Genomic DNA, 15,453 nt, shown 5'->3' with positions numbered 1-15,453 from the left:
CCTGAAGGTCCAATAGTATCGAGGCAGTAGATTGATCGCATAACGTTATCGCCATCAAGTCTCGCCTGCTTTGTTTGTTCTGGATTTCTAGTGTTCCAACAGAGAAAGAAATCTTGTGAGCGCAGGGACAGACTGGCTGGACCCATACACCAAAGCGAGATTGAGCCCCACATCCAATCCATCGACAGGCAGCAGTTCCACGCCGAGAGGCTTGCGCCATTTCTGGCATTCGTTGACCAGCGCATTTCCAAGGCCGGTGGTGACGAGCGCCAGCATTTCCGCCTCATTCTCGGCTTCGTGCACTACATCGACTGCAACGCCCGCCTGGAACAGACCACGGTGCATTTCGTCATAGTAGGCAGGACTTTCGCGACGATGGAACTGAATCATCCGTTGCCCCGCCAGTTCTGACACATTTACCGATTTCCGGCCTGCAAATTCCGAGTTGACGGGCACTGCGAGCAGCACCGAATGGCGCGTGATCGGTTTTATCGTCAGGAGGGGATCGGCAGGTGGATTATAGAGAAATCCCGCATCGATTCTGCCATCGTATATGGCTTCGATTTGGTCGAGACTTGTCATCGCGCTCAGTACCAGACTAACTCCGGGGCTGCTGCTGCGAAACTCCATGATCGTTTCAGGAATGACGCCGCTCCACGCGGCGACTTCGATAAAGCCGAGCTTCAGCATGCCAGACTCACCGCGAGCGACCGATTGTGCCTCACTGACAGCATGACTGAGGTCCACAAGAATTTCGCGACAATGATCCCGAAATGTCCGCCCCGCCGCCGACAGTCTCACACCGCGCGGCAAACGATCAAATAGCGTCACCCCAAGCTCTGCTTCGAGTAGCTGGACTTGTCGGCTGAGCGCGGGTTGGGCGATATGGATGCGTTCCGCGGCACGCCCGTAATGCTCGTCTTCGGCCACTGCTATGAAATATCGAATTTGTCTCAGATCCATGATGATTGATAACAATATGCGATTTGTTATGGCAAGCAATTATATTGGACCCTTTGAGCCTCGCCCCACTATCCCTTGGAAAACTTTTCCTATGCGACAACTAATAATGCCGCAGTGGCATGAGGGCCTTTTCATGCATTCACCTTTTCTCGCTTTCGAAGCCCAAGCCAAAGCTCAACCCGACGCACCGATGTTGATCGCTCCGGCGAGTGCCGGTCTCGCTTATGCGCCGGACGGGTTTCGAAAAACATATGGTGAAGTATATGCTGAGGTTAGGGAGATCATGGCACGCTTTATTGCGGCTGGATATGGCGCAGGCCATCGAGTTGCGCTGCTCCTTGAAAATCGACCGGAATTTTTCAGCCACTGGCTGGCACTCAACGGCATCGGTGTCTCGATCGTCCCTATCAATCCGGACCTTCGTCCCGCAGAACTCGATTATCAACTCGAAATCGCCGATGCGGATTTGATCGTCACTTACTCTGTCCACGCGCCTGCATTGTCGGGCTTCGAAAGCGAATATGTTCGTGTGGCTGAAGCGGGCGGGTCCCTTCCTCCTACGACATCGGTGGCGGGAAAGCCGAAGGGCAATGGAGACGACGAATGCGCGCTGCTTTTTACTTCCGGCAGCACAGGAAAACCCAAGGGTTGCATTCTTTCCAACACCTATTTCATGACGCTCGCCGACTGGTATGTCACCCAGGGCGGTATTGGTGAAATCAAACCGAACTGCGAAGTTGCACTTACGCCGCTGCCCATGTTCCACATGAACGCGCTCGGCTGTACGGCACTCGGAATGATCGTGTCGGGCGGTGCCATTGTACCGCTAGATCGCTTTCATGCCAGCCGCTGGTGGCAATCGGTCAGCGACTCCGGCGCAACTATTATTCATTGTCTTGGTGTTATCCCTGCGATTTTGCTCAGGCTTCCCGAAACCCCCTTTGATCGCGACCACAAGGTCAAGTTTTCACTGGGACCGGGCGTTGATGCCCAGCACAAAATCGAATTCGAGGAACGCTATCGCATTCCGATCATCGAAGCGTGGGCGATGACCGAGACGGGGGGGCGGGCCTGTACCGGCACGGCTCGTGATGCCTACACACCTGGCTTGCGTTGCATCGGTCGTGCACGGGACGGCATGGAATATCGGATTGTTGATGATCTGGATTGCGATGTCGAGCGTGGCAAACCGGGCGAACTGATCGTGCGCGCGGCTGGTAACGATCCGCGTCAAGGCTTTTTCTCAGGCTATCTCAAGGACGAAAAGGCGACCGAGGAGGCTTGGGCCGGCGGTTGGTTCCACACAGGTGACGTCGTTTATGAGGATGACGATCACCTGCTTTATTTCTTCGATCGCAAGAAAAGTATTGTCCGTCGCAGCGGCGAGAACATCGCCGTCCTTGAAGTCGAAGCGGCACTCGGCGGCAATCCCGCTATAAAGGCAACAGCGGTAACGCCGGTTCCAGACGAGTTACGAGGCGAAGAAGTGTTCGCCTTTTTCGTGCGGGCGGAAGGCGCCGGCCATGACGACCCCGTCATGCTGGCGGAGGCCGTTGTCCGGGACAGCGCGGAGCGGCTCGCCTATCACAAGTTGCCAGGCTATGTCGCCTTCATCAGTTCGCTGCCGCTTAGTTCCACTCAAAAGCTGCAACGCGGCGAGATCAAAACCATGGCCGCGGAATTGGTGCGTCTCGGCTCAGCAATCGACCTGAGAGACCTGAAGGCGCGTATCCGTCACAAGGTGGTGCAAGGCTGATGGCAGGTAAACTTGCGCGGAAGTCCTATGAGGGAATTGTCGCCACGGTGCCGGTAACCGTGCCTTACGAGCGGTTTTCCATCCAGAGCGCACATTGGTGGATCGGCCGCGCATTAAGGGCATTGGCCAAGGACGCAGGTATCAGCCATCGCGACTTTGACGGCTTCGCGATGGCAAGTTTTTCGACCGCGCCAGACACGGCGATCGGGTTGACCCAGCATTTTGGCTTGTCGCCCCGCTGGCTCGATCATGTGCCAATGGGGGGCGTTTCCGGCATTATCTCGCTTCGACGTGCAGCACGGGCTGTGCAGGCGGGAGATGCGGATATTGTCGCCTGCGTTGCTGGTGATACCAACCACGTCGATAGTTTTCGCAAGACGCTCGCCAATTTCTCACGCTTCGCGCAGGACGCGACATATCCCTATGGGGCGGGCGGGGCCAATGCCAGTTTTGCGCTCATTGCTCGCCATTACATGAACCGTTTTGAAGCCAAGCGGGAAGATTTTGGCAAGCTCTGTGTCGCCCAGCGGACCAATGCACTTCGCAATCCATTTGCGCTAATGAAAAAGCCGCTGACCCTTGAGCAATATATGGCGGCGAGACCGGTTTCCGACCCGATCCACCTTTTTGATTGTGTCATGCCTTGCGCGGGCGCGGAAGCATTTTTGATAATGCGTGAGGAAACAGCGAAAGCCCTGAACCTCCCATTTGTCCATATTCTTTCGACGATAGAGCGCCATCATGCTTATGCTGACGACGAGGTGCAATATCGTGGTGGCTGGGCGCGCGATATCGACGATCTCTACGCCATGGCTTCCGTTACTGCGAACGATATCGATGTGGTGCAAACCTACGACGATTACCCCGTCATCTCCATGATGCAGTTCGAGGATCTGGGGTTCTGCAAGAAGGGCGAGGGGCCGGATTTCGTCCGCAGCCATACATTCGAAATAGACGGCTCGTTCCCGCATAACACCAGTGGCGGCCAACTCTCCGTCGGCCAGGCCGGTGCGGCGGGCGGTCATCTTGGCATTGTGGAGGCCATGCGACAGGTAATGGGAGTAGCGGGTGCGGCGCAGGTCAAAAATGCCCGCATCAGCCTCGCCTCTGGTTTCGGAATGATTAATTACGACCGCGGGCTTTCATCTGGCGCTGTTATTTTCGCGGGAGGGAACGCATGACTGAACCACTTGCTCGACCAAAGCGAAAAAATCCGCTTGCTCGTACACGACAGCCACTCTTGCCACCATCTGCTCGCAGCCGCACGGCGCATGGGCTTACGCTCGCAGCTGCCGAGGGCCGTTTTGCTCTTCAACGTTGCGAAGAGTGCAGGCAATTTACTTATCCGCCACGCGATGCCTGCCCGAACTGCCTGTCGCACAAGCTTGCATTTGTCGACGCGCCCAGTGGCGGAAAACTGGTTTCCGCTACGACAATCCACATTACCAGTGACAGCTATTTTCGTGAGCGCACACCCTGGCGACAAGGCATTGTCACGTCTGAGTGCGGTCCACAAATTATCGCGAACCTCCATGGCGAATGCGTAGAGGGCGATAAGGTTCGGCTGACGCTGCAACTCGACAAAGCGGGCCAGCCTGTAATCTGCGCATTGCCTTTGAAGGGAACAGACGACATGCTTGACGATCCTGCGTGGCGTGAATTGACCGCTGATCCGAAATTCAGGCGCGTGCTGATCACAGACGGTCGCAACTCCGTTGGACAGGCGTTGGCGCAATCGCTGGTCAGAGCAGGCGCTGCCCGCGTTTTCGTTGGGGTTTCGGAACCATGGAAACCATTTCTCGGTGAGCACATGCTGCGCGCAATCGAAGGCGTGGAGATTGTGCCGCTGGATGTGACAGACGAGCAATCCGTTAGCGACCTTGCGGCCGTTATCGGCGCGAAGATCGATATTCTGATCAATACAGCAGACCATACGCGACCGGTCCAACTCTTTGATCCGAGTGGGGCGCGCAAGCTGATGGAAGGTGCAGAGGTGATGCTTGCGGGCTCGATGCGGCTGGCACAAGCTTTTGGTCCAATCATGGTAAGCCGAGGCGCTGATGGTACGAACTCGGCAGCGGCTTGGGTAAATGTGCTTTCTGTCTATGCGTTTTCCAACCTGCCAGCATATGGCGCATTGTCGATGCTGAACGCTGCGTGTCTCTCACTTTCGCACTGGCTAAGGGCGGAGTTGAGACCAGGCGGCATCAAGCTGCTTAATGCTTTCGCGGGACCTTTGGATACGGAGTGGTTTCAAACAGTGCCTCCGCCAAAGGTTGCTCCGATACAGCTTGCCGAAGCTATCCTTGACGGCTTGCGCCGCGGCCTTGAAGAAATCTATGTCGGCGATGTTGCGAAGGATGTTCGCGACCGGTTTGCCGCCAATCCGAAAGCATTGGAACGGGAGATCGGTCTATGAGCAGCGCGGCCCAGACACCCGACTCCGTTCTTGCAGCACTGGCGCTTCAGATCGCCAGTGGTGAATTAAAGCTAGTGGATCTGACACACACGCTGAGCCCCAATTTCCCGACCATCATCATGCCGCCGGAGCTGGGCCAATCGGCGCCTTTCCGCATCGAACGCATATCCTGTTATGATGGCAGCGGTCCGGGCTGGTACTGGAACAATATTTCCTTTGGTGAACATACGGGTACGCATTTCGACGCACCAATCCACTGGTTCACGGGCAAAGACTTACCGCTAAACACTGTTGATACGCTACCGACTGCCCATATGCTGGCGCCCGCAAACGTTATCGATTGTTCAAGGCAATCCGCACTCGATCCAGATTATCTGCTGACAGTTTCCGATGTAGAAGCTTGGGAGGCCATTCACGGTCCTATAGCCCCGCGTAGTTGGGTGTTGCTGCGGACCGACTGGTCGAAAAAATCGGGCCGCGACTATGCCAATCTCGCCGATGATGGTGCCCATACGCCCGGTCCGGACGTTGAGGTTATGCGCTGGCTGGTTGAGGAACGGGACATTATCGGCTTCGGCACGGAGACGATTGGCACCGATGCGGGGCAGGCTGGACATTTCAGCCCGCCTTATCCCGCCCATCATTATCTCCATGGCGCAGGTCGCTATGGTTTGCAATGTCTTGCAAATCTCGACCAACTGCCTCCCAAAGGTTCAGTCATTATGGCCGCACCTTTGAAGATTAAACATGGTTCAGGTAGCCCTCTCAGGGTGCTGGCGCTCGTCGCTGGTTGAAAGGGCTATCCGAGGCAGAGAGCTGAAATCGACGCTTCGGGTATAGTGGTGAAGAACACGCCGGTTACCACGAGGGCGGTGCCCACTATCCGCCGGAGGTTTCGTTTGGCTGATAGGCCAAGGCTCGACATGCTTGATATCCCAAAGCCCGAGATGACAACGCCAGGTAATGCTACAACGGCAAAACCGGACATGTAGAGTGCACCGGCAGCTATATCGCTGAAAAGAGCAGCAGTGAGTAGCGCATTGAGCACCATTGCACAGGGCGCCAATCCCAGTGCAGCGCCAAGCTGGTAGGGCGAGCGCGGTCGCAGTTTCAACGCCGATTTTTGCATTATGGCGAAAAAACTGAACCTGCCTTCGAGCTTTGAAGGTGACGGCAGGAAGCCGATGATTGAAAGCCCCGTCAGAATAATCATAAATGCTGCGACGTATCTGAGGAAATTCTGGAAGCCAGCCAGCAGCATCATGCTCTGGATATAATAGCCGAGGCTGCCTGCAACCATTCCCGCCGCGACGTAGACTGTAGCGCGACCCAGCTGCATCCTGACGAGAAAATTCAGTCGCTGGCTCGTGGAGAACCCGCCAGCGGGCTGAGAGACGGTAACAAACATCGAGGCGACGCCGCCACAGAGGCCAGCGCAGTGCAGGCTGCTGGCCAGTCCTGTCAGCATTCCGGATGCAAGGATTAACTCAAGTGTCATCTTTATAGCGTCCGCAGCAGTGAAGAATTGGGGCAGCGGTCACCGAAAGCTGTATCGAGCGGATACATCAACGGAACAGCTGCCCTTGAGGACTTCAGGTGTTAGCTTGCATCTTCGATGCGCGACGCGCCGATCTTCTGATATGCTTCCGGTCGTTTGCTACGGAGCCAAAGAGCCTGCAGAAAACCTGCGATGGCAACGATGACCAATCCCCATGGCAGAGCGTTGACCAATGGAGAATCTATACCTGTCAGCGCCTCGTAGTTGGTGACTGCGAGCCACGTGGCTGCTGCAATCGCGATGCCACCGAGTGCGGGTGCTAACGTGGTTGTCAGCCCATAAGTGCCGCGTTTGGCAAAAAACACTGGAATGCCGAGCGCAGTCAGCGCCAGAAGAGTCATAAGGCCGACCGAGCCGAGACCTACGAACATGGGCGAGATATTGAGGAGCGGATCAAGACCGGCGAGCGCGGCAGCCGCAGTAATGACTGAGAGAACCAGTGTCAGGAACAGTCCCGCTACATGGGGCGATTTATAGACCGGATGCGTTTTGGCCAATCGCTGCGGTAGTACGCCGTCGCGGGCGAGTGCGTAAATATAGCGGGCGCTGTTATTGAAGAGGCCGAGAACTGCGGCAAATGCGCTGGTGACCACAAGAAAGCTGAAAGCATGCGCGCTCCACGCACCGAGGAAGTCGTTGGCCCGCGCAGTAACGAAATGGCCCGGATCTGCCTCCGCGACCTTTGCAACCTCAAGGCTGCCGATTGCGGTAGAGAGGCACCATGCGGTCATCGCATAGAGCAAGCCAGCAATGATGACGGAAACGTAAGTTGCACGGGGAATGGTGACCTTGCGGTCGCTTGCTTCCTCCTGATAAATGGCCGTGCTTTCGAAACCGATCATGCTGTTGAAGGAATAAATCAGCGCTACGCCGAGACCGGGGGCAAAAACGGATGACGGTGAAAAATCGCCGAGGTTGAATGCCGGCAACCCTTTCTGAAATATGATAGCGATATTGAGCAGCATGATCATCGCGATCTCGGCTAAGAGCGCGATCGACAATACAGTGGCAACGAGCGTGATGCGGTGGTATGCGAGTATCGAAACGATGACAATGCTTATTGCGGCCCATAATAGCCAAGGTGTCTGAAGACCCGTTACCAGTGCAAAGAGGTCGCCGCAAAAGAAAGAAAGTGCCGAAAGCGTCGACAGGCAAAGTGCCAGATAGGAGACGGCGGCAATATAGGCAGCGGGCAATCCTATGGTTCGTCCGACACTCGCGGAGATATAGGCATAGAAGGCACCGGCGTTCTTGATATAGGGAATCTGCCGAACATAGCCCACTGCAAATAGAAGCATGGCGACCCCTCCAAGAAGCCATGCGCCGGGTACGCCTGAACCATTGCCAAAGGCCAGCGCTATCGGCATGAGCGCCACGACGACGGCCAGCGGTGCACTGACCGCCAGCACCATGAAGACGATAGCCGACGTGCCGAGCACGCCTCGTTCGAGTTGTTCGTCGGTAGCGTCGCTGATAGCGCTCGCTTCGATGGATAGTGAAGCTGAAGAAACAGGCATTTTTTCCCCTTTTATTGTATGCTTCAGGTTACCTGCGTCGTGTTGAAGTCGTTTTGGCTATTCTTTGCCGCCACAGCAAGAGGTATGGGTTTTTGAGCCGTGACCACCTGGCTGCGATGCCGGGACTTTCATCGCCGGACTGGTTTTGAAAAAGTTGTTGGGTTTTAAGGTAAAGCCCGCATATTCCACAGGCATGATCGGGAAATCTTCGGGCTTGCAGACATGCGTGTGGCCGAAGCTGTGCCAGAGTACGATATCTTCATTGACGATGCTGCGCTTCTGTCTGACATAGACCGGTAGACCGCATTCGCCCCCGTGCTGATTTGGGTAATCACCACTGGCGAAGCGTTCCTCCGGTGCATATGGCGTCACCCAGACATGTTTGGAGGCGAAACCTGCACGCTTGTAGACAGAGCTGCCGGGATCGGCGAGCAGCGTCGGCGATGGCATTACAACCAACTTGTAGCCCGGCGCGTTACCAACGTCGTTGGACTTGTTGGGATTGATGACCTTCCAGTACCGGCCTGTCGATCCGTCGGCTTCACGCGCGGCATCGGCTTCATTCTCCAGCACGGTCGAGCTGACCTTGAAAACGTTGCCATGTGGATTTTCCGGCCCCATTGGCACCCGGATATAGTCGTGTTCGGTAACGCTGTTGCCGTTACCGTCGACGGTCATATGCAGGCGGGCGTTGAAGAAATGCTGGTGCGAGGGGCCACCGAGCGAAGGAACGATCATGCCGCCCCACTGGTATCGTTCACCATCCGGCAATGCCGCTGTCTGGACGATGCCGGTCAGCTTGGCTTCGAGCTGTATAGTCCCGTCTTGATAGAGATACCAATAGAAGCCGTAGTCATAATTACCAACGGTGGCGAAGAAACTGATCACGAGCCGGCGAGAGCGGCGCGTCTCACTAATGTTGGAGCGGAATTCATTGTGTTTCCACAGAATTCCGAAATCCTCCTCGTGCATGCATATCGCATTTTTCATCAAGAAGGGCTGACCGAAATCGTCCGCTGCGGGCACGTTGAAATAGTGAATGTGGCCAAGACAGTCGCAACCGAGTTCCAGCTGGTTGGCAAGCTTGCCAAGGCCGAATTCGCCAGCGTCGAAAGCGCATTTTGCAAAATGCTGTGGCGAAGGGTCGGCGTAGGGTACGGCCATTTCAGTGATGCTCGCGCGATAAATCAGCGGTCGGTCGACATCGCCATCACGGAAGGTAAGCTGATGAAGCACCAGCCCCTCACGGGGCGTGAACCCGACGCGAAATTTCCAATCCTGCCACGTCACTTTCCATCCATCGACAGCAAAGCTTGGGCCGTCTGGCTGAATGATTTCTAGCGGTTTGAGATCGGTACGTGCAGGAGCGAGGGAGGCGCTATCGTAGTTGTATTGTTGCTTGGGGATCGGTACGAGCCGTCCGTCATCCTCCACGGTGATAACCTTGCCTTCTATGAGGTCAACCACCGCAACGATGCCTTCAATCGGATGAGCATAAGCATTGTCCTGCTCGTAAGCGCGATAGTAGGAGACAGCGCGCAATATACGGCGGCCTTTATAGGGCTCGAAATCAAAATAACCGGGTGAGATCGGGTCTATTTGGATAAGTTCGATTTCGCTGTCGGTGAGCCCGCGGCGTTTCATGGCCGAACGCCATTCCGGCGCCGCTTTAACAATATCGGCGGCCCGGAAGAAATCCTCGACGATGATCGGCGGTTGGCCGTGCTCATGATCGGTTTTGAGATCTTTCCAGGACACTAGCTGTTCTGTGCGCAAGTCCACCAACGCCTCACCAGCGTGGCCTGTGGCGATATCGAGCACAAGGACAAAAGCGATACGTGAAAAGTCATCCCCCCCGGTGAAAGTTTCGACTTCAGACTTTGGCGGTTCACGTAGCTCTACGAAGGGAAAGCGTGGTAGCTGACCAAGATCGCGTGCCGCGTGCAGAATCTTGCATGCGGCATCGATCTCGGTGATCGACAGAGGGTCAAGCGGGTGAGTTGCTTTGACGGCGAAAGGCGAGGGGTCGTGTTCTTTAAGCATGATGGCACTCTGCTGGTCTTCGATCAGCAAATGTCTCATGTTCAAGCGACACCGGGGATGATGGAAGTGGCCAAATATTTTGCAATTTAGGCCACGAAAGCTTGTGTTACAGGCAGGAGGAAGATGAATTTCAATAGGCCGAAATTTTCCGAGCTGTCACAAGCGGTCCTTTTGTGATGTACTCGCGTGGCGACAGACCGGTCCATATCTTGAAAGCGCGGGAAAACACCGCTACGTCGGAGTAGCCCAGATAGGCCGCAAGTTCAGATATCTGCAATCGGCCATTGGCCAAGAGATTTTCCGCCTTCAGTAACCGCTGGGACTGAAGGATTTCTCTGAATGAGGTGCCTTCCTCGTCCAGTTTCCGTCGCAGGCTTCGGGGTGAAAGACTTAATTCCTTGGCGATAATATCGAGATCGACGGAAGCTCGGCCCAGCCGTTTGACCACGCAGTTCGTCACCACCTCGCTAAGCGTCCGACCGTTTTCTGGCGTTTCAAACATCAGGTCGTGAAGATGGCGTTCTACGACTGCCATTGCTTTAGTCTCGGCCATTCCACCTAATCGTAGCGGGCGGTCGAGGTCCTCGTTGGCGATGATCATACAATTGAAGCGGGCCCTGCCGCCGACGGGAGAACCGAAGAAATCGCGCAGGCGCGTGCCCCGCGTGTCCATCGCGTGTTCGAATTCAATCTTTTGCGGGACCCAACGAGGCAGCCCGAGTTGACGAATGAGCGCGGCAATGGCGCCGAGCGTAAATTCGGCATCCTGATGTCGGGGCCAGATAGATGGGTCCTCAATGGCATAAGCATAGCTCGTCGTATCGGCTTCTCGCGTGATCAGCAGGCTTGTCCTGGTCTGCCAGGCTGTTTGGAAACGAGCAAAGATATCAAGCGCCGACCGTACGCTTTGTGCGTTGCTCATAAGCGCATAGAACGGCCCCAGTTGTTGCAGTCGAAAGCTTGAGCCGAGTTCGAGCCCGAAATAGGGATTGCCGGTATGGGTCGCAGCATCTTCCATCAGTTCGATATAAAGACGCAACGAAACGCGGCTATATGGCGACCGCAAGTCGGCTTTTGAAAAACCATGGCGCGAAAGGATATCGTCGAGCGGTGCACGCAGGCGTACGAGTTCATTGACGATAGGCTCGAGGAAAAGAGCTCGGATGGTCGCCTGCCTGTTATCGGCAGCGTAAGCCAGCTGATCCAGCATGTCGGCCTCGGTGGTCCGGATGTCCCATTTGTCGGGCGATGCCCAGCGATATGCTTACCCCGTATCTTCGTACGTTTCAGGTTCGCACTTTCTCATTATCCACGCTCTTTGGTCTTGATCAAGACCACTGCGTTCAATTCCCGATGCATATTTCAAAGCAATCGCGTCATAGCGGTTTGTTATCAATAGGCTCTACCTATTCTATTGGATGCCCAGGGGAATTTCAGTTTTGCATGTGATCAGGCGAGATGCGGGCTTTGCACAAAGCGATGCTTCGACCAAACATAAGAAAGGGGAGTTCATGACCATGAAAAAACTAAGGACCGCCTTCACCGCAATTATGCTGGCGTCCGTCGCCAGCGCGCAGGCACAGAATCTGGTTGGCTATGTTTCGCCGATCACGGCACAGCCGGGCCAGCAGATGATCAATGCTGCAATTGAGGAAGCTGCGAAGGAAAAAGGTTGGACGTATCGTGTACTCGATGCAGGTCTCTCCGCCGACCGCCAGGTCTCGCATGTCGATACGCTTCTCACGATGGGTGCCAAAGCAATCGGCTCATGGTCGCTCGACGCGAATGCGGTTGCAGGAGCCTATGACCGCGCCAAATCGCAGGGGGTGCCGGTGATCGGCCTGAACTCCGTTGGTGAAGGTGTCGCCAACACTGTCTGGTGGCAGACCAATGTCTGCAAGGCTGGCGGCGCTTATGACCAGCAGGCCGCCTGGATCGCCAAGCGCAAACCCGGTGCCAAGGTCGTGGTGTTCGGGGGGCCGCCGGTTGAAGCCATCGTCAACAACGTCAAATGCTTCACCGCCGCCGCCAAAGCAGCTGGCCTTGATGTCATCGACCAAGTGGACAACACCAAGGATTCAACAGCAAATGCCGGGAGCCTTGCCTCCGACGAGCTGTTACGTTTCCCGGATACCGAGGTTTTCTGGGCTTACAACGATGCGAGTGCGCTCGGTATTTCTGCTTCTGCACTGGCAAGTGGCAAGTCGATTTATGATGGCAAGAACGAAGACGGTATCATGGTTTTCGGTATCAATGGCGACCCGGATGCTATCACTGCCATTAAGGAAGGCCGCCTGACCGGGACCTGGGATCCGGACTCCTATGCCACCGGTTTTGCTGTCGCAACCGCCATGGAACGCGCTATGGCTGATGCTAGTGCGCCGCAAAAGGAAATCATCGTGGCGGCAAAGTTGTTCACTTATGAGAACATAGACAGTTGGAAGAACGGTCCTGAGCGCGGCTATTCGCTGACCAGTTTTCCTATCGCCGAGTAAATAACGTTTTGTGATCGGTCAGGTCGCGGAGTTTGGCTAACCGCACCTGACCGCATCGAACATTCTATAGAATACGCCGTTTCACGGCAGAAGCCCGGGTTGCTCCAACGCCCTCACTCAATCGTCGATTGACGTCGGCGACGGAGTATTTCCCGCAAACCACCAAGCCAGACCGCTAGTATGAGAATGGCGCCGCTTACCATGCCCTGCCAGAAGGACGAGACGCCACTCAGTGTCAGGCCGTTCTGTACCACGCCGAGGAACAGGACGCCTACCATTGTGCCGAACACGCCGCCTTCTCCACCGGTGAAGGCTGTTCCTCCAATAAGGACGGCGGCAAGCACAGTCATCAGCAGTGTTGGGTCAACTTCTGCCGCTGCCGATGTCAGCCGTCCAACCTGAACGATACTTCCCAAGCCAGCCATCAAACCTGCGATGATGAAGACGATCAGTACAACGCGCTTGACGTCAATGCCGTTCAGGCGTGCCGCCTCGGCATTCGCTCCGATCGCATAAAGTGCACGACCGAAAGCTGTAAACTTGAGAATACCGCCAGCGATCAATAGCAGTGCTAAATCAAAAATAAGGATGATCGGGAACGGGCCGATACTGCCATTGACGAAGGTGTTGAGTGGCTTAAATCCGGCGCTGGAAAATACGCTCACGCTCGTGCCTTCATTGATGATCAGCGCGAAGCTCTGAAACATTGAGAGCGTGCCAAGGGTGACAACGAAGAACGATATCTTGAAATAGGCAACAAGCATGCCGTTAATCGCGCCAAGCAGTGCGCCAAAAGCCAATGCCATCAGGATCGCAATAGGAGCTGAAGTGCCTGCGAGAAGTAGCAGGCCGAAGATCATTGCGGTCGCGGCTGCTGCACTTGCAACAGACAAATCAACGCTGCCCGATATAACGACGTAAGTTGCACCCAGCGCCAGCACGAAAATGACGCTGTTGGATTTAACTATGTTCATCAGGTTGGGCCAGGTGAGGAACACTGGCTGCGTGAGCGTCATGAAAATACTGACGATGACAAGGGCGACCAATGCGCCGGCATATCTATTTTGGAAAATACGGACGATCAGGGATGGCGCGGGCGTAAAGCGTCCGGTCGCAGTCTGCTTTTCCAGTTGGGTGAGTGTCATTGGTGTGCTCCGGATAGTTGGGTCGGATATTCATATCTGGCGCCTCCCGCAACGGCGACATGCGCGATGGCCTGTTCGGTGGCTTCGTCACGGCCGAATTCCTGTTGCAGCTCGCCTTCGAAAAAGACGGCAATCCGGTCACAAATTCCGAGAAGTTCCGGTAGTTCAGACGAAATCACGATCACCGCTGCACCGGCTTCGGCTGCGTCTTGCAGCATCCGATAAATCTCGCTTTTTGCGCCGACATCTATGCCCCGCGTGGGCTCGCTCAGCACAAGCACATCCGGTTTGCGAACGAAGGTGCGGCCGAGTATCACTTTCTGCTGATTGCCACCGGAAAGGGTAGATATCGCAGTGGCGGACGACGAAGTGGCCACACGGTATTCCCTGATCGCATCGCCAACATCTTTGCGCTCCCTGCGGCTATTAAGCAAACCAAACGGACAGAGCCTATCCATCCATGCAAGGGAGAAATTTTCGAGTATGCTGCGTACAAGCAGGAGCGCAGATGCCTTACGGTCATCCGGTACATAACCGATACCGGCGGCGATGGCCTTGCGTGGATCACCCAATCGAACGTTCTGTCCCGCGACCCTGACTGTGCCAGCGCTGGCGATTGCGCCACCAAGGGCCATGCCAAATTCGGATTTGCCCGATCCGACAAGGCCTGCGACGCCCATGATCTCGCCGCGGTTGACCGCAAGCGAGGTCGGCTTCAGAACGCCTTTGGGCGTATGCAGGTTGTCGATTTGGAGAACGGTTTCGCCGGTATCTGTCATGCGTTTGCCATAGAAATCCTTGATCTCTCGGCCAACCATCAACCGGACAAGGTCGGATTCGCGCGTATCGGGAAGCGGAACTGTTGCCACGAGTGTCCCGTCGCGCAAGACTGTTGCGACAGAAGACACTGCGTAAATTTCTGGCATGCGGTGCGTTATCATCAAGATAGCCATACCGGCATCCCGCTCTTGCCGCACGAGATTAAGCAGACGTTCCGTGGCGGCTTCCGATAGCGAGCTGGTAGCCTCGTCAAGAATGAGCAACCGGGCATCGGAGGACAGGGCGCGGGCGATCTCGATCTCCTGACGAAGTTCGACACTCAGTTCAGAAACGATAGCACGCGGTGAGACATGAACGCCGAGGCGCGCGAGGGCAGCACGCGCATCTGTTTCCAACTGCGGCCAGTCAATGAAGCCCAAACGAGTTCTTGGCAGTCTACCGAGAAAGATATTTTCGGCGACCGTGAGGGTTTGTGCGAGGGTCAGCTCCTGGCTGATCATCACAATGCCCTTGCGCAATGCCTGAACCGGGCTCTCGATCCGGCACTCCTCGCCAGCAACGATGATTTTGCCTTCATCAGGTTGAATAAGGCCGGCGATCACTTTGGAAAGTGTCGACTTACCGGAGCCATTTTCGCCGGTCAGGGCATGAACTTCGCCAGCTCGAACTGTCAGATCGACTTTGCTGAGCGCGCGAACTCCCGGGAAGGTCTTGGATATTCCCTCAAGCCGGACAATCACATCGTCTTCCATACTCTTGTCCTCCGTTCGGCTGTTG

At 55.6% G+C, this 15,453-nt stretch carries 12 protein-coding genes; 5 read left to right on the top strand and 7 right to left on the bottom strand.

The genetic code is table 11. The features are described 5' to 3' along the window. Window positions 1–87 precede the first annotated feature (87 nt). The gene (locus WIX40_RS20155; RefSeq protein WP_339441710.1) at window positions 88–963 is read right to left on the bottom strand and encodes a LysR family transcriptional regulator; all 876 of its coding nucleotides are present in this window, start codon (window positions 961–963) and stop codon (window positions 88–90) included. A 133-nt stretch (window positions 964–1,096) separates the two neighbouring features. On the opposite strand from WIX40_RS20155, the gene WIX40_RS20150 reads away from it, so the two are divergent. The 4 genes from WIX40_RS20150 to WIX40_RS20135 are packed head-to-tail and all read left to right on the top strand — an operon-like array spanning window position 1,097 to window position 5,932. Then, complete coding sequence (locus tag WIX40_RS20150; protein ID WP_339441709.1) at window positions 1,097–2,719, top strand: AMP-binding protein; 1,623 nt, start codon at window positions 1,097–1,099, stop codon at window positions 2,717–2,719. After that, window positions 2,719–3,900 carry a thiolase family protein gene (locus tag WIX40_RS20145; protein ID WP_339441708.1) on the top strand — a complete coding sequence of 394 codons (1,182 nt, stop codon included), beginning with the start codon at window positions 2,719–2,721 and terminating at the stop codon, window positions 3,898–3,900. Before WIX40_RS20150 ends, WIX40_RS20145 begins: the two co-directional genes overlap by 1 nt. After that, window positions 3,897–5,138 (top strand): SDR family NAD(P)-dependent oxidoreductase, encoded by a 1,242-nt coding sequence (locus WIX40_RS20140; RefSeq protein WP_339441706.1) that lies wholly within the window; start codon window positions 3,897–3,899, stop codon window positions 5,136–5,138. Before WIX40_RS20145 ends, WIX40_RS20140 begins: the two co-directional genes overlap by 4 nt. Then, entirely contained in the window at window positions 5,135–5,932 is a 798-nt protein-coding gene (locus WIX40_RS20135; protein WP_339441704.1) for a cyclase family protein, read from the top strand. The genes WIX40_RS20140 and WIX40_RS20135 overlap by 4 nt, the downstream gene beginning before the upstream one ends. Before the next feature lie 5 nt (window positions 5,933–5,937). Here WIX40_RS20135 and WIX40_RS20130 read toward each other — a convergent pair whose 3' ends face one another. From WIX40_RS20130 to WIX40_RS20115, 4 genes are all read right to left on the bottom strand, one after another. Beyond that, window positions 5,938–6,606, bottom strand: coding sequence for a sulfite exporter TauE/SafE family protein (locus WIX40_RS20130; RefSeq protein WP_339441703.1), 669 nt, complete (start codon window positions 6,604–6,606; stop codon window positions 5,938–5,940). Window positions 6,607–6,737: 131 nt separating this feature from the next. Next, window positions 6,738–8,213: an APC family permease gene (locus WIX40_RS20125; protein ID WP_339441702.1), complete on the bottom strand. Its 1,476-nt coding sequence runs from the start codon at window positions 8,211–8,213 to the stop codon at window positions 6,738–6,740. A 57-nt stretch (window positions 8,214–8,270) separates the two neighbouring features. Then, complete coding sequence (locus WIX40_RS20120; protein ID WP_171319576.1) at window positions 8,271–10,256, bottom strand: primary-amine oxidase; 1,986 nt, start codon at window positions 10,254–10,256, stop codon at window positions 8,271–8,273. A gap of 130 nt (window positions 10,257–10,386) precedes the next feature. After that, a complete protein-coding gene (locus tag WIX40_RS20115; protein ID WP_339441701.1) occupies window positions 10,387–11,466 on the bottom strand; it encodes an AraC family transcriptional regulator in 1,080 nt (359 codons plus the stop codon). A 307-nt stretch (window positions 11,467–11,773) separates the two neighbouring features. Here WIX40_RS20115 and WIX40_RS20110 point away from each other — a divergent pair, with 307 nt between their 5' ends. Further along, entirely contained in the window at window positions 11,774–12,751 is a 978-nt protein-coding gene (locus WIX40_RS20110; RefSeq protein ID WP_339441700.1) for a sugar ABC transporter substrate-binding protein, read from the top strand. Window positions 12,752–12,864: 113 nt separating this feature from the next. Here WIX40_RS20110 and WIX40_RS20105 read toward each other — a convergent pair whose 3' ends face one another. Continuing rightward, the gene (locus WIX40_RS20105) at window positions 12,865–13,896 is read right to left on the bottom strand and encodes an ABC transporter permease (RefSeq protein ID WP_171319536.1); all 1,032 of its coding nucleotides are present in this window, start codon (window positions 13,894–13,896) and stop codon (window positions 12,865–12,867) included. Further along, a complete protein-coding gene (locus WIX40_RS20100) occupies window positions 13,893–15,428 on the bottom strand; it encodes a sugar ABC transporter ATP-binding protein (RefSeq protein ID WP_339441697.1) in 1,536 nt (511 codons plus the stop codon). The genes WIX40_RS20105 and WIX40_RS20100 overlap by 4 nt, the downstream gene beginning before the upstream one ends. Between the last annotated feature and the right edge of the window lie 25 nt (window positions 15,429–15,453).

The organism is Ochrobactrum teleogrylli (assembly GCF_037482325.1).
GTDB classification, from domain to species: domain Bacteria; phylum Pseudomonadota; class Alphaproteobacteria; order Rhizobiales; family Rhizobiaceae; genus Brucella; species Brucella teleogrylli.
Note: the sequence above shows the minus strand (reverse complement) of the source record. Positions and strands in the feature narration are given on the sequence as shown.